Source organism: Bradyrhizobium canariense (assembly GCF_900105125.1).
Lineage (GTDB): Bacteria > Pseudomonadota > Alphaproteobacteria > Rhizobiales > Xanthobacteraceae > Bradyrhizobium > Bradyrhizobium canariense_A.
In genome coordinates this window covers 1,858,512-1,879,410 of record NZ_LT629750.1, presented here as the reverse complement: position 1 = coordinate 1,879,410, position 20,899 = coordinate 1,858,512, and the positions used below count along the sequence as shown (strand labels likewise).

Below are 20,899 nucleotides of genomic sequence, written 5' to 3'. Positions count from 1 at the left end.
CATGAGCTTCATCACCGGCGTCGGACTGACGGCCTATGGCAAGCATGAAGGTTCGTCCTCGCTCGATCTCATGAGCAAGGCGGCCGAGCTTGCGGTTGCCGATGCCGGGCTGAAGCGCAGCGAGATCGACGGCATTCTTTGCGGCTACAGCACGGTCTCGCCGCATATCATGCTTGCGACGGTGTTCGCCGAGCATTTTGGAATTCGCCCGTCTTACGCGCATGCCGTTCAGGTCGGCGGCGCGACCGGTCTGGCGATGACGATGCTGGCGCATCATCTGGTCGACGCGGGCGTCGCCAAGCATGTGCTGGTGGTCGGTGGCGAAAATCGCCTGACCGGACAGAGCCGCGATGCGTCGATCCTGGCGCTGGCGCAGGTGGGGCATCCCGATAACGAGGTGCCACTGGGGCCGACGATCCCGGCCTATTATGGGCTGGTGGCGTCGCGCTACATGCATGAATACGGCGTGACGCAGGAAGACCTGGCCGAATTTGCGGTGCTGCCCGGCGCGCAATTTCACGAGGCCATTACCGTCGCCGACGTCATGAATTCGAAGCCGGTGGCGTTGCCCTTGAAATTGCTGGATTGCTGCCCGGTCTCGGATGGCGGCGCGGCGTTTGTCGTCAGCCGCGAGCCGACCAGCGAGATCGGCGTGCGCGTGCTCGGCTGCGCGCAGGCGCACACGCACCAGCACGTTACGGCAGCCCCCGCGTTGAGCGAACTCGGCGCCGAGATCTCGGTTGCAAAGGCCAAGGCCGCTTCGGGCGTTGCGATCTCCGATGTGCGCTATGCGGCGGTCTATGACAGCTTTACCATCACGCTGGCGATGTTGCTGGAAGACCTCGGCCTCGCCGGGCGCGGTGAAGCCGCGGCTCGCGTGCGATCAGGATATTTCAACCGCGATGGCGCGATGCCGCTCAACACCCATGGTGGGCTGATGAGTTACGGCCATTGCGGCGTCGGTGGCGCGATGGCGCATCTGGTGGAGACCCATCTGCAGATGACGGGGCGCGCCGGCCATCGTCAGGTGCGCGATGCCTCGATGGCTCTGTTGCACGGCGATGGCGGCGTGTTGTCCTCGCATGTCAGCATGTTCCTGGAGCGGGTGCGATGAGCGGCAGCGAACGAGCACTGGCGGACTGGACCACAGGCGAACAGGCGATCGTCTATCAATCCTGCGCAGCCTGCGGTTCGCCGCAATATTTTCGCCGCAGCTTCTGCGCCGTTTGCGGTGCGGCGGATCCGGTCGAGAAGCGCGCCAGCGGCGAGGGCGTCGTTTACGCCACCTCGCTGGTGTGCCGCGCGGCCACGCCGGAGACGCGCGCGCATATTCCCTACAATATCGTTCTGGTCGATACCGCCGAGGGTTTTCGCATGATGGCCCATGGCGACAACGACCTCGCCATCGGCGACAGGGTCACCGCGCGGTTCAGCCAATTTGCCGGCCGCGTCGTTCCTTACTTCGAAAAGACAAAAGAAGTTTGAGGACCACTGAGGGCCGTCATTGCGAGGGAAAGAGTTGGTGCCAACGGGTCGCGCGAACGTCCCGATGACGGGCCCCACAAAGCAATCCGGAAACGCGCAACAAATACAGAATTGCTATGTCCCATTTGCGCCTCGCAATGACGGTTTCACCTCCAGTAGAAGATAATGCCGGCGATGACGAGCATTGCTGTCACCGCCAGCATTTGCGCAAGCGCTTCCGAGGCCGCCCTCTTGGTGGCTTCCTTCACGTCTAACTCCCTAGACTCGGGCATAAGCCATCAAGGCCCGTGAAGGCCTGATGGCTCAGTTGTGCTTTACTCGGAACACCCCACCGACGAGTATTCGCTTAGACTGAGTCCCCACTCTGCGAATATCGACTGTGCCAAGGTCGAACAGCAATGCGGCGGCAATTTGACTCGCTCGTGTTGCTCTTGCGTCAGTCGATCGATAGAGTTTGACATCGAGCCACGCTCGACAAGACCAACAATAAATATCGGAAAACCAAGGTGAATTATGGCCCGTATTGAATACAGCGATCCCGCCAAGGCAAACGACCGTACGCGCGAAATCCTCGGCAAGAACCGCAATGCGAACATTTTTCGCATGATGTCGCATTCGCCAAGTTATTTTGAACAGTACTGCCGGCTGGGCGGCGCCATTCGTAACAAGGGCGAACTTGATCCGGTGGTGCGCGAGCTTGCGATCACGCGGACCGGGATTTTATGTGAAGCGCCGTATGAAATTGTTGCGCACAAGCGCATCGGCAAGAATGTCGGCGTCACCGACGAGCAGAACGCGGCGTTGGAAGACTGGAAATCCGCGACGTGCTTTAACGAGTTGCAGCGCGCGGCACTGGCTTTCACGGACGAGATCGTCAAGTTACGCCGTCCGACCGACGCGACGTTCAATGCCATTGCGGCGAAGCTGACGCCGGGGGCGCTGGTCGAGTTGCAGCTTTCTGTCGGTTTTTATATCATGACATCTAAATTCCTGGAGACCTTCGACATCGATCTGCAGCCGGTGACGGAAGTGGTTTGAGCGACCCGGCCGCTCGCGTTATTTTTAGTTTTGATTTCATACTGTCGTTCATTGGACAGGCGCGTCATCATGAATAATGGCTGGGACCACTCAGCACAGGCATGGCTTGATTCCATGGGTGAGCGGGGCGATTGGGCACGAGAACATGTGCTCGATCCCGTCATGCTCAGCCGCGTCGCGGCCGGCCGGTTTCGAACCGCACTGGATGTCGGTTGCGGCGAGGGCCGCTTTTGCAGAATGCTCAAGGGCGCCGGCGTAACCGCAACCGGGATCGATCCGACCCGTCCGCTGCTCGAGACTGCAAAGCGGCGTGATCCAACCAGCGACTACCGGCCGGGCGGCGCCGAGCGGCTTGAATTCGAAACCGCAAGTTTCGACCTGGTCGTCAGCTATCTCACACTTGTCGATATCGCCGATTTCAGAACCGCGATCGGCGAGATGACGCGGGTGCTGAAACCTGGCGGCTCGCTGCTGATCGCAAACCTGACCGGCTTCACCTCAGCGTGTGCCGCGCAGGGATGGGTGAAGGACGAAGACGGGCGACACCTGTACTTCCCGGTCGACTGCTATCTCGATGAGTTTCCGTTCTGGCTGGAGTGGGCGGGAATACGCATCGAGAACTGGCACCGGCCGCTCGCAGCCTACATGACGGCCCTCCTGGAAAGCGGTCTGAATCTGACGTTCTTCTCGGAGCCTGAACCGGTCTCCGGCGAGGGGACTCGCCGTGATGATTTTCGACGCGTGCCATGGTTCGTCGTGATGGAATGGCAGCGCTCTGCTATTTCCTAGTTCGCCGTCAGCAAATTCACCTTGGCGTTGGCAACAATCAGGCGGTCGGCAAGAAGCTGTGCGAGATTGCGCATGACCCGCTCTCCGGCTTTTGGGTGCTGTTTGCGGAAGCGCTCAAAATCACGGATCGGGACTTCGTAAGCCGTCGCCGCCATGTCGGCGAGCACGTCGGCGGAACGGTGCGTCTCCAACAGCGCCATTTCCCCAAACGCCATTCCTGCCGTCAGTGTCGCCAGCCTGATCCCATCGGGCAACGTCACGTGAACCACGCCGCTGCGCAGGAAAAACAGGGAGGTTGCGGCATCTCCGGCCGCAACGATTTTCTCGCCTGCCTGGTAAGTCCTGAGCGTACCGATCGAGGCCAGATCGGTCAGCTCTTCCTCGGTTAGCCCCGCCAGCAGCGGCTGTTCGGATAGCTCGGTGGTCTCGAGAAAATCGATCGCGCCGCCGTAGCGATACACCACCTGGTCTTCGGCCCATTCGATCGCGGTATCGAGCAAATAGAAGTTGCGCAGATTGGAGAGACCTTCGGTCCATTCGCCAATAGCTTTCCAATCCACCGACGAGCGCTTGATGCCCGACAGAATGACGGTGACGTGAAAGTGCGCCAGTTCGTGGAATTCCTCGGCCAGCAGCCGGGCGCCGGCGCGGGTGATCGATGCGACGCGGCGCAGGTCGAAGATAACGAGTTGCGGGCGCGGCTTCGCCGCCAGTTGACGGGAAACATAGTCGACATTGGCCAGCGACAACGTGCCGACCAGTTCGAAGACGCGCACATCCTGATGATGCGCGGCCAGGATTTTTCGCTCATGCGCTCGGCGGCTGCGTCGCGACGGGCTCTTTCCGATGTTGTAGTCGGCAATGATGCTGTTGCGCGCATTGTCGCTGCGGTTGAGCATGTGCAGATCGTAATGCGATGACAGCGCCTCGCAGACTTTGACACCGCGTACGCTGTTGCCGTGTTTGTCGAGCCAGGGCGAGTAGCTGCCGAGCCCGAGCCGCGCCGGCAGCGCCGCCAGAATCCCGCCGCCGACGCCGCTTTTGGCAGGGATGCCGACGCGATAGATCCATTCGCCGGCAAAGTCGTACATGCCGGAGCTGGTCATCACCGAAAGCGTTCGCGAGATCGCATAGGGGGTCATGACGTGCTCGCCGGTGACGGGATTGATGCCGCGATTGGCGAGCGTGGCCGCCATCACGGCGGTATCGCGCGCGGTCACCTGGATCGAGCATTGGCGGAAATAGACATCCAGCACCTCGCTCACATTGTCCTTGATGACGTCGGAATTGCGCAGGAGATAGCCGATCGCGCGGTTGCGGTCGCCGGTCGCGCTTTCGGAAGCATAGACCGCCTCGTCGACGTCAAGCTCGCGTCCGGCAAACCGCCCCAGCGCCTGGCGGATATATTCGAACGCACCGCCGCCCTTGGCTTCGTGGATCAGGCCGGAGCAGGCGATCGCGCCGGCGTTGACCATCGGATTGAAGGGATGGTTCTCGGAATTGAGCCGGATCGAATTGAAGGGATCACCTGACGGTTCGACACCGATCGCGGATTCCACGCGTGCCGCGCCAAGCGTGTCCAGCGCCAGCGCGAACACGAACGGTTTCGACATCGACTGGATCGTAAAGGGGATGCGGGTATCGCCGACCTCGTAGACATGCCCATCGATGGTGGCGAGGCTGATGCCGAAATGATCGGGATCGGCCTTGCCCAGTTCGGGGATGTAGTCGGCCACGGCGCCGCCGCTCTCCGCGGCAAAGTCGGCGTGACAGCGGTCGAGGAACCGCAGCAAAGGTGGTTTGGCGCCAGCCCAATTGTTCGGGTGTGGAATCGTGGCCGATCGCAAGATGTTCATGGCTTGTCCTGCCGCGCGACTGTTTCGCGCCACCGGATTTTACGTCGCATCGGCAAACGCTGAAACCTGTTCGGCCGCCTTTATTCGCGGCAGCGCGCTCTGATCATGTGCTGAAACGAGAGGTTCAGGTCTCGATGATCGCGACGACCTGTCCTTCAGCGACGACATCGTCGATTTTGACGAGAATGGACTTGATCTTGCCGGAAGCAGGCGAAGCGACCGGGATTTCCATCTTCATGGCTTCGACGAAGGCGATGTCGTCGCCGTCTCCGACGCTGCCCCCGATCTCGACCGGCAATGCGCAGACACGGCCCGCTACCTCGGTCACAATCTTGATGTCTGGCATACCAATCTCCGGGACAGCCGCCGCGCGCACGCACCGTCCAGATGCGCGCATCGCGAAGGGCGGGCGCCCTCGGCTTACTGTTGTGGCCTCAGATTGCCTGAGGTAGCTTGTTCTGCAAGCGGAATTTTATTCCGTAGGGCGGAACGGAGTGCGGCATGGGACGACGCTCGGAGCGGCTCAGTAAACAGGGAATGCTGGCCAGCGATCTGGCGGGCGAGGGCGACGTGATCCAGGTGGTGTCGCGTGCTTTCGACGTGTTGCGCTGCTTCGAGGGCCATGAGGCCCGGCTCGGCAATCTCGAAATCTCCAATCGCTGCGGGCTGCCGCGATCGACGGTGTCGCGGCTGACGCACACGCTGACGCGGATGGGCCAACTGGTCTATCTGCCGCGCGACCAGAAATACCGCATCGGTCCCAGCGCGGTCGCCATGAGCACCTCGATGATGCGCGGCTTGCAACTGCGCAACCTGATCCGGCAACGGCTGCAGGATGTGGCCGAGCAATTGCCGGGCACCGTCGGCTTCGTCATCCCCGATCGTTTTCATCTGGTCTATCTCGAGCATGGCCGTGCCGCGAATGCGCTCGGTCTGCACGAGGGGACCGGCAGCCGCATCGCCATGGCCAGCACCGCCGCCGGCCACGCCTATACGGCCGCGCTCGACGCCGATGTCGGCGACGCCTTGCTGGCGGAGATGGAACGCGAAATTCCCGAAGGCGCCAAATTGCTCCGGCCTCGGATCGAGGACAACCGGCGGAGCCTGCGCGAGCATGGCTATGTCGTTGTCTGCGGGTTATGGAGCCCGCATATCAATGGCCTCGCCGTGCCGGTGTGGTCGCCGCAATATCAGACCTTCGTGGTGGTCACGATCGGTCTGCTGTCGGCGATGTATGACGAGGCGCGATTGCACAAGGAGGTCGCGCCGCGGCTGTTGGAGCTGAGCGTCGCGGTCGGCGCCCTGCTGGAGGGCACCGACGGAGATATTTTCAGTAATCGGATGGAGAGCAAGCCGCTTCCGGTCCCGACCCACAATAATAAAATCGTCAAGACGGAGGATACGAATGAACTGGAAGCCGGAGCTCGACGACCTCGCGCGGCGCGAAGCCTTCGCACGCGAGATGGGAGGCGTTGACAAGGTCAAGCGGCAGCGCGACCAGGGCCGGCTTACCGTTCGTGAGCGTATCGACAAACTGATCGACCAGAAAAGTTTTCATGAGATCGGCGCGATCTCCGGTATCGCCGAATATGATGAGCACGGCGAACTCAAACAGCTGACGCCGGCCAATTGCGTGTTCGGTCGCGGCAAGATCGACGGCCGGCCGGTGGTCGTGGTCGGCGACGATTTCACCGTGCGCGGCGGCTCCGCCGATGCCTCGATCTCGGCGAAACCGCTGATGGCCGAGGAGATGGCGCATGATTTCCGCCTGCCGATCATTCGCGTGATCGAAGGCTCCGGCGGCGGCGGTTCGGTGAAAACCATCGAGACCAAGGGCGCCGCCAATCTGCCCGGCGGCATCGGCGGCACGCGCTGGTACTGGTACACGACGGCCAACATGGCCCGCGTGCCGGTGGTGGGCCTCGGCCTCGGTTCTGTCGCCGGTCTTGGCGCCGCGCGGCTGGCGGCCAGTCATTATTCGGTCATGACCAAGAGCTCGGCGATGTTTGTCGCCGGCCCGCCGGTCGTGAAACGCCTTGGCCAGGATCTCACCAAGCAGGAGCTTGGCGGCGCTGATATCCAGACCCGCGCTGGCGGCATCGATCATGCCGTCGATACCGAGGAAGAGGCGTTCGCCTGCGCGCGGCGTTTCCTGTCTTATTTGCCGTCGTCGGTCTACGAACTGCCGCCGACAATTCCATGCGACGACGATCCGGAACGATCAGAGGAATCGCTGATGAAGGCGGTGCCGCGCAGCCGCCGGCAGGTCTACAAGATGCGTCCCATCATCGAGGCCGTCGTCGACAAGGGCTCTTTCTTCGAGGTGAACGCCAATTTCGGCCGCCCGATGATCGTCGGTCTGGCGCGGCTCGAAGGCCGCGCGGTGCTGTTGCTCGCCAGCGATCCCTTTCACTATGGCGGATCGTGGACCGCGGAAGCCTGTCAGAAGGTGGTGCGCTGGGTCGATTTCGCCGAGACCTTCCATCTGCCCGTTGTTTATCTGATGGATTGCCCGGGCTTCATGATCGGGCTTGAGGCCGAGAAAGCCGCCACCATCCGCCACGGCGTGCGCGCGATGGCCGCGGTCAACCAGACCACCGTGCCCTGGTGCACGATTATCGTGCGCAATTCCTTCGGCGTTGCCGGCGTCGTGCATCAGCCGGCCGACCGGTTCTCGATCCGCTACGCCTGGCCATCGGCGTATTGGGGCTCATTGCCGCTGGAAGGCGGCATCGAGGCGGCCTATCGCGCCGACATCGACGCCGCCGAAGATCCGGCCGCTAAGCTGAAAGAGATCGAAGACCGCCTCAACAAGCTGCGCTCGCCGTTCCGCTCGGCCGAAAAATTCTGGGTCGAGGAGATCATCGACCCGCGCAAGACCCGCTCGCTGCTGTGCGAATTCGCCCGCCTCGCCGAGCCGATCCGCACGCCCGGTCCCGCGACCAACATGACGATCAGGCCGTAGTTCTTGCTCGCAAAGAAATAACATACCTCTGTTGGTTTATCGTCATGGCCGGGCTTGTCCCGGCCATCCACGTCTTCAGCAAGCAGCATTTAAGAAAGACGTAGATGCCCGGGACAAGCCCGGGCATGACGTGGAGAAAGTGCCGTGATTAGTCGTCTGGTCTGGCGCCGCTAGGTCACGCCGTCACCGGCTTCGGCTGCCGTGCCATGCCGAGCACCATCAACGACGCGATGATGCACAGCGCGCCGGCGACGAAGAACGCCGGCAGATAGGTCGCGAGCAGGGTTCGCGACAGGCCGGCGCCGAATGCCGCGGTGGCCGCGCCCAATTGATGGCCCGCGAAAATCCAGCCAAACACCAGATTGGCGCGCTCCGGCCCGAACCGTTGCGCGGTCAGCCGCACCGTCGGCGGCACGGTCGCGATCCAGTCCAGCCCATAGAACATCGCAAACAGCGACAGGCCGTAGAACGAGAAGTCGGTGAACGGCAGCGACACCAGCGACAGGCCGCGCAACCCGTAATACCAGAACAGCAGATACCGGTTGTCGTAGCGGTCCGACAGCCAGCCCGAGGCAATGGTGCCGAAGAAATCGAAGATGCCCATGGCAGCGAGCAGGCTCGCCGCCTGCACCTGCGGAATGCCGAAATCGAGGCACATCGGAATCAGATGGACCTGGACCAGGCCATTGGTGCTGGCGCCGCAGATGAAGAAGGTCGCAAACAGAATCCAGAACGCGCGGGTTTTGGCCGCATCGCGCAGCGTGCCGAGCGCCGCGGCCATAATGGGCGCATTGTTTGGCGCCGGCGCCGGCAGCGGTTGGGTGCCCTCGTCGCCGAACGGCCGCAAGCCCACATCACCAGGGCGATCGCGCATCACCATCAGCACCGCGAACGCCGCGACGCCCAGCATCACGCACATCAGCCCGAGGCCGGTTCGCCAGCCCATCCGCTCGGTCAGGCTCGCCAGCAGCGGCAGGAACACCAACTGTCCGGTCGCCGCACTCGCGGTCAGAATACCCACCACCAGTCCGCGCCGGTCCGTGAACCAGCGCGCGGCAACGGTCGCGCCCAGCACCAGCGCGGTCATGCCGGTGCCGATGCCGACCACGACGCCCCATAGCAGCATCAATTGCCAGACCTCGGTCATTCCGAGCGACAGCACCAGCGCCGTCACCACGATCAGCAGCGCCGACAGCGTCACGTTGCGCAGGCCGTAGCGGTTCATCAGCGCGGCTGCGAACGGCGCCATCAGCCCGAACAGCATGAAGCGGATCGACAGCGCCGAGGAAATCTGTGCGGTGGTCCAGCCGAATTCCTTTTGCAGGGGCACGATGAACACGCCGGGCGCGCCGACCGCGCCGGCGCTGACCAGCGCGGTCAGAAATGTCACACCGACCATCACCCAGCCGTAGTGAATGTTTCGGCGGGCGAGGGCGGCCGACAGCCAATTCGAGATCATTGAGCCTCAGAAGTTTTTGCTTGGAGAGTTTTGTTGCTTGATCTGCGCATCCTAATGCAAGGGCTGCTTGGCTAAAATGCCATAGTTCCCTCATTTTCGGACATGCGCCACGAAGGCTAGTGCATGCTCCGCTCGATCGCGATCGCTGTGGCTTCGCCGCCGCCGATGCAGAGCGCGGCGACGCCGCGCTTCAGGCCATGCGCTTCGAGCGCATGCAGCAGCGTTACGATCAGGCGCGCCCCGGTGGCGCCGATGGGATGGCCGAGCGCGCAGGCGCCGCCATTGATGTTCAGCTTCTCGCGCGGAATGCCGAGATCGCGCTGCGCCGCCATCGGCACCACCGCGAAGGCTTCATTGATCTCGAACAGGTCGACATCGCTGACGCTCCAGCCGACCTTGTCGAGCAGCTTGCGGATCGCGGGGATCGGCGCGGTCGTGAACCATTGCGGTTCCTGGCTGTGGGTGGCGTGGCCCTTGATCTCAGCCAAAACGGGCAGGCCATCGCGGTCAGCGAGTGAGCGCCGCGCCAGCACCAGCGCTGCCGCGCCATCGGCATTCGCCGAGGACGCCGCCGGCGTGATCGTGCCGTTGGCGCGGAACGCCGGCTTTAGTCCCGGAATCTTGGCGGGATCGACCTTGAGCGGAATCTCGTCATTGCCGATGCTGCGCGGACCGGCCTTTTCCGTGACCGTGAGCGGCACGATCTCGGCCTTGAACGCGCCGCCTTCGACCGCCTTGCGCGCCCGGGTCAGCGTCTCCATGGCGTAGACGTCCTGGTCCTTGCGGGTGAACTGGTAGGCTTCGGCGGTTGATTCACCGAAATCCCCCATCGAGCGGCCGACTTCGTAGGCGTCTTCGAGGCCGTCCATCAGCATGTGGTCGATGATGCGATCATGGCCAACGCGGTAGCCGCCGCGTGCTTTCGCCAGCAGATAGGGGGCATTGCTCATGCTCTCCATGCCGCCGGACACCACGATCTCGGCCGAGCCGGCGTTGATGATGTCATGCGCCAGCATGGTGGCTTTCATGCCGGAGCCGCACACCTTGTTGATCGTGGTGGCGCCGGTTGCGTCCGGCAGTTTGGCGCCGCGGGCGGCCTGTCGTGCCGGGGCCTGGCCCTGTCCGGCCGGAAGCACGCAGCCCATGAACACCTCGTCGATCCGGTCGGGCGACAATTTCGCCCGTTCCACCGCAGCGCCGATCACATGGGAACCGAGTTTGTGCGCGCTGAACGGCGTGAGGTCACCCATGAACTTGCCAAGCGGGGTGCGCGCGGCGGAAACGATGACGACCGGATCGGAAGCTTTGGCCATGGCAGGCGCTCCTCATGCAGTTAGATGATATCCATCATATGATGCGCTGCAAAAATTGCAACGGCGGCAGCGGCCTAAATTTGTCGTGAAGTGGAGGCTAGCGCTTGCGGTCGATAAAGCCCTGCATCAGCCGCTGCGGCTCGCCGCTCAGGAACGATTGCCCGAACACGCCGATGCTGAGGTCGACGGATTCCTTCAGCGGCAGTTCCTCCCATTGCCGGAGCAGCGCTTTTTGCGCGCGCAACGCTTCCGGGCCGCATTCGAGCAAGGCCTTGACCGTATGTTCCACAGCGGCATCGAGACCGCCTTGCGGCGCCACCGCGTCGACAAGGCCCCAGGCCAGTGCGGTAGGGGCGTCGATGGTCTCGGCCGTCATCACCAGCCAGCGGGCGCGGCCCCAGCCGATCAGCCGCGGCAACAGCGCCGCGTGGATAACCGAGGGAATACCGACCCTGACTTCCGGCATGCCGAATTTGGCGTCGTGCGCCGCGATCCGGAAATCGCAGGCGGCGGCAAATTCCAGGCCTCCGCCGAGACACCAGCCCGGCATCCGCGCGATCACGGGCCCCGGAAAGGCACGCGCGGCTTCACAGAGATCTCGCAGGCCCGTGATGAATGTCTCGGCGGACTTCTGATCGAGCCTGGCCATTTCCTTGATGTCGGCGCCGCCGATCATGCTCTTTTCGCTCTGGCCGGCGATCACAAGCACGCGGATCTGCCGGTCCTTCGCCAGTGTTTGCAGCCCTTCGCGAACGCCATTGATGGCGGCCGTTCCCAAAATGTTGAGTGAGCCCGCGTTGCAGATCGTCAGCCGGACGACGCCGCGCGGGTCACGGTCGACGCCGCAATAGGGATTGAGCATGTCCATCGAACGTCTCTTCATTGGGTGGGCGCATCGGCGCGGATCACGCCACTTCCCGGGCAATGCGGGGCGCTGTCAAGGGCCGCCGCAGTCGCGTTCTTGTTCCCAAAGTGCTGCGCAGCAACAAGCTTATTCCTGCCCGCGAAATAAACTGGAGCTTTCTACGGCGGTAGCTGTTATTATATGACTGTAAACATCTTATGGGACCATCCATGCGCTATTCCAGGGAACACAAGCAGGAAACCCACGAGCGGATCGTAAAGCGCGCTTCGGTGCGGCTTCGCGAGAAGGGGGCTCATGGCATCGGTGTCGCCGACCTGATGAAGGAAGCCGGCCTTACCCATGGCGGGTTTTACGCGCATTTCGATTCGCGCGAAGCACTGGTTATCGAGGCCTTTGCCCATGCGATGGATCGAGGCACTGAGCGCTGGCGCAAGCTTGGCGAGCAAACGCCGCCGGAAAAGCGTCTCGCTGCCATTGTGGATTCCTATCTGACGCCGTTGCATCGCGACGACCCCGGTCACGGCTGTGCGGTGCCGACGCTCGGGGCCGAAATCGCCCGCGAGAGCCCGAAGACCCGCAAGGCGTTCGCTGCCAAGCTGGAACAGATGGTCGATATGCTCGCCGGGCAGATTTCGGATGCTCCGCCCAAGGCCGCGCGTAAGCGGGCGATGGCCGTGCTCGCGACCATGATGGGGACGCTGGTGATGGCGCGTGTTGCCGGCAACGGGGAATTTTCGGACGAAATTCTTGCCGCCGGACGCGACGCGGTGCTTGGTCGCACGCCGGCGCCCAAGCCGGTTGCAAAGAAATCGGCGTCCAGAAAAGCCGCAACCGCGGCCCGGCACTGAGCGGGCCATACGGTATCGGCCTACGCCATTGGTCGAATGCCGCCGCAATGCGGCGCATGGGCGGCATTTTCGCAAAACCGCCGCGCGTAGAGACCCTTCCCAAACGCCCTAAAGACTGCAAGATGCCCGCCAAATTGGCTCTTCAAGTCTTGGAGGAACACATGCGCGCAATTGGACATTTTATCGGTGGCCGCGAGGTCAAGGGCACGTCGGGGCGAACCGCTGACGTTTTCGAGCCGATGACCGGGGACGTGCAGGCCAAGGTGGCGCTGGCCTCAAAGGCCGAGGTGCGCGCCGCGGTCGAGAACGCCAAAGCCGCACAACCGGAGTGGGCCGCGACCAATCCGCAGCGTCGCGCCCGCGTGATGATGAAGTTCCTCGAACTCGCCCAGCGCGACTACGACAAGCTCGCCGACGTGCTGGCCCGTGAGCACGGCAAGACCGTTCCCGACGCCAAGGGCGACATTCAGCGCGGGCTTGAGGTGGTCGAATTCGCCTGCGGCATTCCGCATTTGATGAAGGGCGAATATACCGAAGGCGCCGGTCCTGGCATCGATATCTATTCGCTGCGCCAGCCGCTCGGTGTCGTCGCCGGCATCACGCCGTTCAATTTCCCGGCGATGATCCCGATGTGGAAATTCGCTCCCGCCATCGCCTGCGGCAATGCCTTTATCCTGAAGCCGTCCGAGCGCGATCCCGGCGTGCCGATGATGCTCGCGGCATTGATGATCGAGGCGGGGTTGCCGGCCGGCATCCTCAATGTCGTCAATGGTGACAAGGAAGCGGTCGATGCGATCCTCGACGATCCCGATATCAAGGCAGTCGGCTTCGTCGGCTCATCGCCGATCGCGCAATATATCTATGAGCGCGCCGCGGCGAGCGGCAAACGCTGCCAGTGTTTTGGCGGCGCCAAGAACCACGCCATCATCATGCCGGACGCCGACATGGATCAGGCCGTCGATGCCCTGATCGGCGCGGGCTATGGATCGGCCGGCGAACGCTGCATGGCGGTCTCGGTCGCGGTGCCCGTCGGCAAGACCACCGCCGACCGGCTGATGGAAAAGCTGGTCCCGCGGGTGGAAAGCCTCAAAATCGGCACCTCGATCGATCCGTCCGCCGATTACGGCCCGCTCGTCACCAAAGAGGCGTTGGAGCGTGTCAAGAACTATGTCGAGATCGGCATCAAGGAGGGCGCCAAGCTCGCCGTCGACGGCCGCGGCTTCAAGATGCAGGGCTACGAGAACGGCTTCTACATGGGCGGCTGTCTGTTCGACAACGTCACCAAGGACATGCGCATCTACAAGGAAGAAATCTTCGGCCCCGTGCTCTCGGTGGTGCGCGCCAAGGATTATTCCGAAGCGCTCGCGCTGCCGTCGGATCACGACTATGGCAACGGCGTTGCGATCTTCACCCGTGACGGTGATGCGGCGCGGGATTTCGCGGCCAAGGTCAATGTCGGCATGGTCGGCATCAACGTGCCGATCCCGGTTCCGATCGCCTACTACACTTTTGGCGGCTGGAAGAAATCCGGCTTCGGCGATCTCAACCAGCACGGACCGGATTCGATCCGCTTCTATACCAAGACCAAGACGGTGACCTCGCGCTGGCCATCCGGCGTGAAGGAAGGCGCGGAGTTCTCGATTCCGACGATGAACTGATAGTCGCATGATCGGGAAAAGTGAAAACCGGTTTTCCGTTAAGATCATGCGCGAATCGTAAAGGCATCGGCTAGATGCAGTTCGCTCTCAGCGAGGACCAGATTGCGGTTCGCGATATGGCGCGGGATTTTGCCGCCGAAAAAATCGCGCCGCATGCGGTCCGCTGGGATGAGGAGAAGCATTTTCCGGTCGATGTCATGCGCGAGGCCGCCAAGCTCGGCATCGGCGGCGTGTATATCCGCGACGACGTCGGCGGCTCGGCGCTGACGCGGTTCGATGCGGCGCTGATCTTCGAGGCGCTGGCGGAGGGCTGCCCGACGGTGTCGGCCTTCATCTCGATCCACAACATGGCGTCGTGGATGATCGATGCCTTTGGCAACGACACCCAGCGCCAGCAATGGCTGCCGAAGCTGTGCACCATGGAACTGCTGGCCAGCTATTGCCTGACCGAGCCCGGCTCGGGATCGGACGCGGCGGCGCTGCGCACCCGCGCGGTGCGCGATGGCGATCACTATGTGCTGAACGGCCAGAAGCAGTTCATCTCCGGCGCCGGCCGTGGCGACATCTATGTGGTGATGGTGCGGACCGGCGGCGAGGGGCCGGGCGGCATCTCGACGCTGGTGGTCGAGAGCGAGACGCCGGGCGTTTCGTTCGGCGCCAACGAGCGCAAGATGGGCTGGAACGCGCAGCCGACCCGTGCGGTGATTTTCGAGAACGCGCGGGTGCCGGCCGCCAACAGACTCGGCGATGAGGGCATCGGCTTCAAGATCGCGATGGCGGGGCTTGACGGTGGCCGCATCAATATCGCGGCTTGCTCACTCGGTGGCGCGCAATGCGCGCTCGACAAGTCGCTCGCCTATATGAAGGAGCGCAAGGCTTTCGGAAAACGTCTCGACGAATTCCAAGCGCTGCAATTTCGCCTGGCCGACATGGCGACCGAGCTGGAGGCGGCGCGGACGTTTGTGTGGCGTGCAGCGGCGGCGCTCGACCGCAAGGATCCCGACGCGACGCAGCTCTGCGCGATGGCCAAGTGTTTTGGCACCGATGTCGGCTTCGAGGTTGCCAATCAGGCGCTGCAACTGCACGGCGGCTACGGCTACCTGAGTGAATATGGCATCGAGAAGATCGTGCGCGATCTGCGCGTGCACCAGATCCTCGAAGGCACCAATGAAATCATGCGACTGATCGTGGCGCGCAAACTGATCGAGGGCGCACGATGACGGCAATGGCTGCGGTCGCAAATCCGGAAGGCGACCTGATCGTTCGGCGCGAAGGCTCCGCCGGCATCATCCGCCTGAACCGGCCGAAGGCGATCAACGCCATGACGCTGGAAATGTCGCTTGGGATCGACGCGGCATTGGATCGGTTCGAAGCGGATCCAGCGGTGGCCCTGGTATTGCTGGAAGGCGCGGGCGAGCGCGGGCTCTGCGCGGGTGGCGACATCCGCGGACTCTATGAGAGTTCTCGGGCCGGAGGCGACCTCGGCAAGGTATTCTGGCGCCAGGAATACATCATGAATGCGCGCATCGCGCAGTTTCCGAAGCCATATGTCGCGTTCATGGACGGGCTGGTGATGGGCGGCGGCGTCGGCCTCTCCGCGCATGGCCGTCATCGCGTCGTGACCGAGAAAACAAAGCTCGCGATGCCCGAAGTGGGGCTGGGGTTCTTCCCGGACGTCGGAGGCACCTGGCTGCTGTCGCACTCGCCGGGTGAGCTCGGCACTTACTTTGGATTGACCGGTCAGACCATGAATGGCCCGGACGCGATCCATGCCCGTTTCGCGGATGCGGTGGTGCCGTCGGGCAAACTGGCTGCCTTGCGTGAGGTACTCTCCAAGGTTCGTCCCGGGGCTCTTTCCAGCGAAATCAAGACCCTGATCGATGGGTTTGCCACGAACGAGACCTCTGGCCCCGTTGCTGCGATGCAACCGACGATCGACGGCTGGTTCGCTCACGACGACATGGAAGATATCGTCGCGGCTCTCAAGCGCGACGGCTCGGAGCTGGCGCTGTCGACGCTGAAGACATTGAACGAGAAGTCGCCGCGCGGCATGGTCGTGACGCTCAAACTGCTGCGGCTGGCGCGGACATCATCGTCGCTGGAACAATGTTTGGTACGGGAATATCGTGCCGCACTCCAAGTTTTCGCCAGCGACGATTTTCGCGAAGGCGTCCGCGCCGCCGTGATCGACAAGGATCGCAATCCCAAGTGGTCGCCCGCTAGAATCGAGGATGTGACGCCGGAGATGATCGCGCCTTATTTCGCGGAAATCGGCGCCAATGAGCTCGTGTTTAATCAATCAAAATAGAAACGCGCTTCAGGCGGAGGAAATCTAAGATGACAAATATCGCCTTCATCGGCCTCGGCAATATGGGCGGACCGATGGCCGCCAATCTAATCAAATCGGGTCATAAGGTCATCGCGTTCGATCTGGTGGCAGCCTCGCGCAATCAGGCCGAGAGCGATGGCGCTGCGATCGCCGAAAGTGCGGTTGGCTCGGTCAAGGGCGCTGATGTCGTCATCACCATGCTTCCTGCCGGCAAGCATGTGCTCTCGGTGTGGGACGAAGTGATCTCGTCGATGAGCAAAGGCGCGCTGATCATCGATTGTTCGACCATCGACGTCGAAAGCGCCAAGAAGGCGCATGCGCTGGCCGCCAAGCACGGCATCGCTTCGGTCGACGCACCGGTATCCGGCGGCACCGGCGGCGCCAAGGGCGCGACGCTGACCTTCATGTGCGGTGGCGAGGACAAGGCTTTTGCAGCGGCCAAGCCAATACTGGAAAAGATGGGCAAGAAGATCGTGCATTGCGGCGGCGCCGGAGCGGGGCAGGCCGCGAAGATTTGCAACAATATGATCCTAGGGATTTCCATGATCGCGGTCAGCGAGGCGTTTGCGCTCGCCGAAAAGCTCGGGCTGTCGCATCAGGCGCTGTTCGACGTGGCCTCGACCTCCTCGGGGCAGTGCTGGTCGCTGACATCGTATTGCCCGGTGCCGGGCCCGGTTCCGACCTCGCCCGCGAACAACGACTACAAGCCCGGCTTTGCGTCGGCCCTGATGGTGAAGGATTTGACGCTGGCGCAGGATGCCGCGAAGGCCGCTGGCGCCGCGACACCGCTCGGCAAACACGCCCAGGAGATCTACAAGGCATTCGATGCCGAAGGAAATGGCGGGGTCGATTTCTCCGGGATCATTCGGCACGTTCGCGGTCTAAGATAGCAGGCAGCCCATGACCACGTTCCAGGACGCGCGCTCTTTCCTGCTCAAGCATCGCACCGACTATGATGCGGCGGTGAAGGGATTTCGCTGGCCCGATCCGGTGCCGTTCAACTGGGCGCTGGACTGGTTCGATGCCGAGCTGGCGCGCAACGCCGACAGCAAGGATCGCGTAGCGCTATGGATCGTCGATGCCGGCGGCAATCGTGAGACCAAACTCTCGTTCGAGGCATTGTCGCGCCGCTCCAATCAGGTCGCGAACTTCCTGCGCGCGCAGGGGCTGCAGCGCGGCGACCATCTGCTGCTGTTGCTCGGCAACGTCGTTCCGTTGTGGGAAACCATGCTGGCGGCGATGAAGCTCGGCGTGGTGGTGATCCCCGCGACGACGCTGTTGACGCCGGACGAACTACGCGACCGGCTCGATCGCGGCCGCGCCAAGATCGTGGTGGCCTCGCAGGATCAGGTCGCGAAATTCGCGGGCCTCGGCAGCAACCATCTGGTTCGGATCGTCGTCGGCGCGTCGTCAAGCCATCAGGGCTGGCTGCCGTTCGAGCAGGCCGCGACTTTTCCGGAAGCCTTCAAACCGGATGGGCCGACCAACGCTGAAGATCCCATGCTGCTGTATTTCACGTCAGGCACCACGGCAAAACCAAAACTGGTGCGGCACAGCCAGCGCAGCTATCCCGTAGGCGGGCTGTCGACGATGTATTGGCTGGGCTTGCAGCCCGGCGACGTCCATCTGAACATTTCTTCGCCCGGATGGGCCAAGCACGCCTGGAGCTGCCTCTTTGCGCCCTGGAACGCGGGCGCCACGGTATTCGTGGTCAATCAGCCGCGCTTTGACGCTAAGGGTTTGCTCGCGACCATCGGCCGATGCGGCGTCACCACGCTGTGCGCGCCGCCGACGGTATGGCGCCTGTTCATTCAGGAGAAGCTCGCAACCTTCAAGGTATCGCTGCGCGAGGTCTGCGGCGCCGGCGAACCGCTCAATCCCGAAGTGATCGATCAGGTTCGCACCGCCTGGGGTTTGACGATCCGCGATGGCTACGGCCAGACCGAGACCACGGCGTTGGCGGGCAATTCACCGGGCCAGAAGGTGAAGGTCGGATCGATGGGCCGTCCGCTGCCCGGTTATCGCGTGCAGATCACCGGTAGCGACGGACATCTGACCAAGGAGGGCGAGGTGACGCTGGTGCTCGGCCCTGACAGGCCTGCGGGCCTGATGCAGGGCTATCAGGGCGACGATGGCAAGCTGAGCGGCGCGGACGGCGATCTCTATCGCAGCGGCGATGTCGTCTTCGTCGACGACGAGGGCTATCTGACCTTTGTCGGCCGGTCCGACGACGTCTTCAAATCATCGGACTACCGGATCAGTCCGTTCGAACTCGAAAGCGTGCTGCTGGAGCATGAATCGGTGGCGGAGGCTGCCGTCGTGCCCAGCCCCGATCCGATCCGTCTTGCGATCCCCAAGGCCTATGTGCTGCTGGTGGCGGGCGTGGAGCGTTCGCCGGAAACCGCGTTGTCGGTGTTCCGCCACCTGCATGCGCGGCTGGCGCCGTTCAAGCGCATCCGCAAGATCGAACTCGTGACGGAATTGCCGAAGACGATCTCCGGAAAAATCAGGCGTGTACAGTTGCGACGTCTGGAGCATGATAATAATCGCGACGACGCGCTACGAGGCCAGGAATTTCGCGAAGAGGATTTTCCGGAGCTGCAGAAAGTACGAACAGCCGGATCGGCGGAGAATAGCTGAATGAATGAAGTCTGGAAGAAGCCACCGATTTCGCTGGATGCCTATCAGAAGATGGTCGGCCATGAAGTTGGCGTGTCGGCGTGGCATCTCGTCGATCAGAATCGGATCGACGTCTACGCCGATGTGATCGAGGATCATCAGTTCATCCACGTCGATCCCGAGCGGGCCAAAAAGGAAACGTCATTCGGCACGACGATCGCGCATGGCTTTCTGACGATGTCGCTGATGAGCATCATGTCCTATGAAGTGATGCCCGTGATCGAGGGCACCACCATGGGCGTGAACTACGGCTTCGACAAATTGCGCTTCATCTCGCCGGTTCGCTCGGGCTCGCGGGTGCGCGGCCGCTTTACGCTCGCGGAAGCCAAGCTGCGCAAGCCCAAGGAATTGCAATCGCGCACCAATGTCACCGTCGAGATCGAGGGCGAGGAAAAGCCCGCTCTGGTCGCCGACTGGATCGGTCTCATTTACTTCGCTTAATGTCCCAACCCCGTCATTGCCGGGCTTGACCCGGCAATCCATCACTGATCAAAAACCAGTCGATTTTTTGATGGAGGCCCGGATCATCTGCGCGAAGACGCGCTTCGCGCTTTTGCCCGGGCATGACAAAACAGAACCCTTGGAATTGCAATCATGACAATCAGGTTTGACGGACGCGTGGCCATCGTCACCGGCGCGGGCAATGGCCTTGGACGCGCACATGCATTGGGACTGGCGAGCCGGGGCGCGAAAGTCGTGGTCAACGATTTTGGCGGTGCTCGCGACGGCACCGGCGGATCGCTGACACCGGCAGAGGCCGTGGTCGAGGAAATCCGCAAAGCCGGTGGCGTCGCCATGGCCGACGGCGCCGATGTCTCGAACTTCGCGCAGGTCACGGCGATGGTGGACCGCGTGACCAGGGAGTGGGGCAGCGTCGATCTGCTTTGCGCCAATGCCGGAATCCTGCGCGATAAATCGTTCGGCAAAATGGAGGTCGCAGATTTCGCCAAGGTGCTGGACGTGCATCTGGTCGGAACGTTCTACTGCTGCAAGGCGGTGTGGGACGGCATGCGCGAGCGCAATTATGGCCGCATCGTCGTCACCACGTCATCGTCGGGTCTTTACGGCAATTTCGGCCAGGCCAATTATGGCGCGGCGAAAACCGGCATGGTCGGCCTGATGAACGTGCTGGCCGAGGAAGGCCGCAAGAACAACATTCGCGTCAACACGATCTCGCCGACGGCTGCGACGCGGATGACGGAAGAATTGCTGCCGCCGCAGGCGCTGGCGCTGATGAAGCCGGAAGCCATCACGCCGGCAGTCGAATTTCTGCTCAGCGAGGACGCGCCGACCCGCACCATCATGGGTGCGGGTGCAGGCTCGTTTGCCGTGATCAAGATCCTGGAAAGTGAAGGCATCAACTTAGCCCAATCCGACTGGACCCCCGACGCGATTGCGGCGCATTTTGCCGAGATCAGCGACATGTCGAAAGCGAAGGCGCTGGAAGGCGCGTTCCAGCAGACCCAGAAATATGTCGAGCAGGCCGCGGCGAGGGCGGGGATCAAGCTCTAATCGCGTTATTCCGAGTACCGAGATTCCCCGATGTGCAATTGCACATTTGGGATTCTCTCCGAGACACGTGTCCCGGGATGACGAAACATGCCACGTCATGGCC

At 62.5% G+C, this 20,899-nt stretch carries 19 protein-coding genes; 14 read left to right on the top strand and 5 right to left on the bottom strand.

Going from position 1 to position 20,899, the window contains the following annotated elements; translation table 11 throughout:
* The first annotated feature begins 1 nt into the window (after position 1).
* From BLV09_RS09230 to BLV09_RS09215, 4 genes are all read left to right on the top strand, one after another.
* A complete protein-coding gene (locus tag BLV09_RS09230) occupies positions 2–1,114 on the top strand; it encodes a thiolase family protein (RefSeq protein WP_146687068.1) in 1,113 nt (370 codons plus the stop codon).
* On the top strand, positions 1,111–1,485 hold the full coding sequence (locus BLV09_RS09225; RefSeq protein WP_146687067.1) for a Zn-ribbon domain-containing OB-fold protein: 375 nt from the start codon (positions 1,111–1,113) through the stop codon (positions 1,483–1,485). The genes BLV09_RS09230 and BLV09_RS09225 overlap by 4 nt, the downstream gene beginning before the upstream one ends.
* 513 nt (positions 1,486–1,998) lie before the next feature.
* A complete protein-coding gene (locus BLV09_RS09220) occupies positions 1,999–2,523 on the top strand; it encodes a carboxymuconolactone decarboxylase family protein (protein ID WP_146687066.1) in 525 nt (174 codons plus the stop codon).
* A 69-nt stretch (positions 2,524–2,592) separates the two neighbouring features.
* Positions 2,593–3,312 (top strand): class I SAM-dependent methyltransferase, encoded by a 720-nt coding sequence (locus tag BLV09_RS09215; protein ID WP_146687065.1) that lies wholly within the window; start codon positions 2,593–2,595, stop codon positions 3,310–3,312.
* On the opposite strand, the gene glsA is transcribed toward BLV09_RS09215, so the two are convergent.
* Together glsA and BLV09_RS09205 are read right to left on the bottom strand one after the other, a co-directional pair.
* On the bottom strand, positions 3,309–5,168 hold the full coding sequence (gene glsA / locus BLV09_RS09210) for a glutaminase A (RefSeq protein WP_146687064.1): 1,860 nt from the start codon (positions 5,166–5,168) through the stop codon (positions 3,309–3,311). The two genes, BLV09_RS09215 and glsA, sit on opposite strands and share 4 nt — an antisense overlap.
* Positions 5,169–5,292: 124 nt before the next feature.
* The gene (locus BLV09_RS09205) at positions 5,293–5,514 is read right to left on the bottom strand and encodes an acetyl-CoA carboxylase biotin carboxyl carrier protein subunit (RefSeq protein ID WP_146687063.1); all 222 of its coding nucleotides are present in this window, start codon (positions 5,512–5,514) and stop codon (positions 5,293–5,295) included.
* 155 nt (positions 5,515–5,669) lie between these two features.
* Between BLV09_RS09205 and BLV09_RS09200 the strand changes: the two genes are divergently transcribed.
* Both BLV09_RS09200 and BLV09_RS09195 read left to right on the top strand, forming a co-directional pair.
* Positions 5,670–6,644 carry an IclR family transcriptional regulator gene (locus tag BLV09_RS09200; protein ID WP_146687062.1) on the top strand — a complete coding sequence of 325 codons (975 nt, stop codon included), beginning with the start codon at positions 5,670–5,672 and terminating at the stop codon, positions 6,642–6,644.
* Positions 6,574–8,133 carry an acyl-CoA carboxylase subunit beta gene (locus BLV09_RS09195; protein WP_146687061.1) on the top strand — a complete coding sequence of 520 codons (1,560 nt, stop codon included), beginning with the start codon at positions 6,574–6,576 and terminating at the stop codon, positions 8,131–8,133. Before BLV09_RS09200 ends, BLV09_RS09195 begins: the two co-directional genes overlap by 71 nt.
* Positions 8,134–8,308: 175 nt before the next feature.
* Here the strand turns inward: BLV09_RS09195 and BLV09_RS09190 are convergent, their stop codons facing one another.
* From BLV09_RS09190 to BLV09_RS09180, 3 genes are all read right to left on the bottom strand, one after another.
* Positions 8,309–9,592, bottom strand: a complete 1,284-nt coding sequence (locus BLV09_RS09190; protein WP_146687060.1) for an MFS transporter — start codon at positions 9,590–9,592, stop codon at positions 8,309–8,311.
* A gap of 116 nt (positions 9,593–9,708) precedes the next feature.
* Positions 9,709–10,905 carry an acetyl-CoA C-acyltransferase gene (locus BLV09_RS09185; protein WP_146687059.1) on the bottom strand — a complete coding sequence of 399 codons (1,197 nt, stop codon included), beginning with the start codon at positions 10,903–10,905 and terminating at the stop codon, positions 9,709–9,711.
* A gap of 97 nt (positions 10,906–11,002) precedes the next feature.
* Complete coding sequence (locus tag BLV09_RS09180) at positions 11,003–11,773, bottom strand: enoyl-CoA hydratase (protein ID WP_146687058.1); 771 nt, start codon at positions 11,771–11,773, stop codon at positions 11,003–11,005.
* A gap of 206 nt (positions 11,774–11,979) precedes the next feature.
* Between BLV09_RS09180 and BLV09_RS09175 the strand changes: the two genes are divergently transcribed.
* From BLV09_RS09175 to BLV09_RS09140, 8 genes are all read left to right on the top strand, one after another.
* Entirely contained in the window at positions 11,980–12,618 is a 639-nt protein-coding gene (locus BLV09_RS09175; protein WP_146687057.1) for a TetR/AcrR family transcriptional regulator, read from the top strand.
* Positions 12,619–12,779: 161 nt separating this feature from the next.
* Positions 12,780–14,276 (top strand): CoA-acylating methylmalonate-semialdehyde dehydrogenase, encoded by a 1,497-nt coding sequence (locus BLV09_RS09170; protein WP_100386817.1) that lies wholly within the window; start codon positions 12,780–12,782, stop codon positions 14,274–14,276.
* A gap of 74 nt (positions 14,277–14,350) precedes the next feature.
* On the top strand, positions 14,351–15,496 hold the full coding sequence (locus tag BLV09_RS09165) for an isobutyryl-CoA dehydrogenase (protein ID WP_146687056.1): 1,146 nt from the start codon (positions 14,351–14,353) through the stop codon (positions 15,494–15,496).
* Positions 15,493–16,584: an enoyl-CoA hydratase/isomerase family protein gene (locus tag BLV09_RS09160; RefSeq protein WP_433994387.1), complete on the top strand. Its 1,092-nt coding sequence runs from the start codon at positions 15,493–15,495 to the stop codon at positions 16,582–16,584. Before BLV09_RS09165 ends, BLV09_RS09160 begins: the two co-directional genes overlap by 4 nt.
* A gap of 29 nt (positions 16,585–16,613) precedes the next feature.
* On the top strand, positions 16,614–17,495 hold the full coding sequence (gene mmsB, locus BLV09_RS09155) for a 3-hydroxyisobutyrate dehydrogenase (RefSeq protein ID WP_146687054.1): 882 nt from the start codon (positions 16,614–16,616) through the stop codon (positions 17,493–17,495).
* 10 nt (positions 17,496–17,505) lie between these two features.
* The gene (locus BLV09_RS09150) at positions 17,506–19,245 is read left to right on the top strand and encodes an AMP-binding protein (protein WP_146687053.1); all 1,740 of its coding nucleotides are present in this window, start codon (positions 17,506–17,508) and stop codon (positions 19,243–19,245) included.
* Complete coding sequence (locus BLV09_RS09145; protein WP_100381323.1) at positions 19,246–19,725, top strand: MaoC family dehydratase; 480 nt, start codon at positions 19,246–19,248, stop codon at positions 19,723–19,725.
* A gap of 153 nt (positions 19,726–19,878) precedes the next feature.
* Positions 19,879–20,796 carry an SDR family NAD(P)-dependent oxidoreductase gene (locus BLV09_RS09140; RefSeq protein ID WP_146687052.1) on the top strand — a complete coding sequence of 306 codons (918 nt, stop codon included), beginning with the start codon at positions 19,879–19,881 and terminating at the stop codon, positions 20,794–20,796.
* Positions 20,797–20,899: the final 103 nt, after the last annotated feature.

Excerpts from the sequence above, each read along its gene's own strand:
- glsA (WP_146687064.1), bottom strand. The coding sequence starts at position 5,168 with ATGAACATCTTGCGATCGGCCACGATTCCACACCCGAACAATTGGGCT.
- BLV09_RS09170 (WP_100386817.1), top strand. The coding sequence starts at position 12,780 with ATGCGCGCAATTGGACATTTTATCGGTGGCCGCGAGGTCAAGGGCACG.
- BLV09_RS09185 (WP_146687059.1), bottom strand. The coding sequence starts at position 10,905 with ATGGCCAAAGCTTCCGATCCGGTCGTCATCGTTTCCGCCGCGCGCACC.
- BLV09_RS09180 (WP_146687058.1), bottom strand. The coding sequence starts at position 11,773 with ATGGACATGCTCAATCCCTATTGCGGCGTCGACCGTGACCCGCGCGGC.
- BLV09_RS09230 (WP_146687068.1), top strand. The coding sequence starts at position 2 with ATGAGCTTCATCACCGGCGTCGGACTGACGGCCTATGGCAAGCATGAA.
- BLV09_RS09225 (WP_146687067.1), top strand. The coding sequence starts at position 1,111 with ATGAGCGGCAGCGAACGAGCACTGGCGGACTGGACCACAGGCGAACAG.
- BLV09_RS09145 (WP_100381323.1), top strand. The coding sequence starts at position 19,246 with ATGAATGAAGTCTGGAAGAAGCCACCGATTTCGCTGGATGCCTATCAG.
- BLV09_RS09220 (WP_146687066.1), top strand. The coding sequence starts at position 1,999 with ATGGCCCGTATTGAATACAGCGATCCCGCCAAGGCAAACGACCGTACG.
- BLV09_RS09175 (WP_146687057.1), top strand. The coding sequence starts at position 11,980 with ATGCGCTATTCCAGGGAACACAAGCAGGAAACCCACGAGCGGATCGTA.
- BLV09_RS09165 (WP_146687056.1), top strand. The coding sequence starts at position 14,351 with ATGCAGTTCGCTCTCAGCGAGGACCAGATTGCGGTTCGCGATATGGCG.
- BLV09_RS09160 (WP_433994387.1), top strand. The coding sequence starts at position 15,493 with ATGACGGCAATGGCTGCGGTCGCAAATCCGGAAGGCGACCTGATCGTT.
- BLV09_RS09195 (WP_146687061.1), top strand. The coding sequence starts at position 6,574 with ATGAACTGGAAGCCGGAGCTCGACGACCTCGCGCGGCGCGAAGCCTTC.
- BLV09_RS09200 (WP_146687062.1), top strand. The coding sequence starts at position 5,670 with ATGGGACGACGCTCGGAGCGGCTCAGTAAACAGGGAATGCTGGCCAGC.
- BLV09_RS09150 (WP_146687053.1), top strand. The coding sequence starts at position 17,506 with ATGACCACGTTCCAGGACGCGCGCTCTTTCCTGCTCAAGCATCGCACC.
- BLV09_RS09190 (WP_146687060.1), bottom strand. The coding sequence starts at position 9,592 with ATGATCTCGAATTGGCTGTCGGCCGCCCTCGCCCGCCGAAACATTCAC.
- BLV09_RS09215 (WP_146687065.1), top strand. The coding sequence starts at position 2,593 with ATGAATAATGGCTGGGACCACTCAGCACAGGCATGGCTTGATTCCATG.
- BLV09_RS09205 (WP_146687063.1), bottom strand. The coding sequence starts at position 5,514 with ATGCCAGACATCAAGATTGTGACCGAGGTAGCGGGCCGTGTCTGCGCA.
- BLV09_RS09140 (WP_146687052.1), top strand. The coding sequence starts at position 19,879 with ATGACAATCAGGTTTGACGGACGCGTGGCCATCGTCACCGGCGCGGGC.
- mmsB (WP_146687054.1), top strand. The coding sequence starts at position 16,614 with ATGACAAATATCGCCTTCATCGGCCTCGGCAATATGGGCGGACCGATG.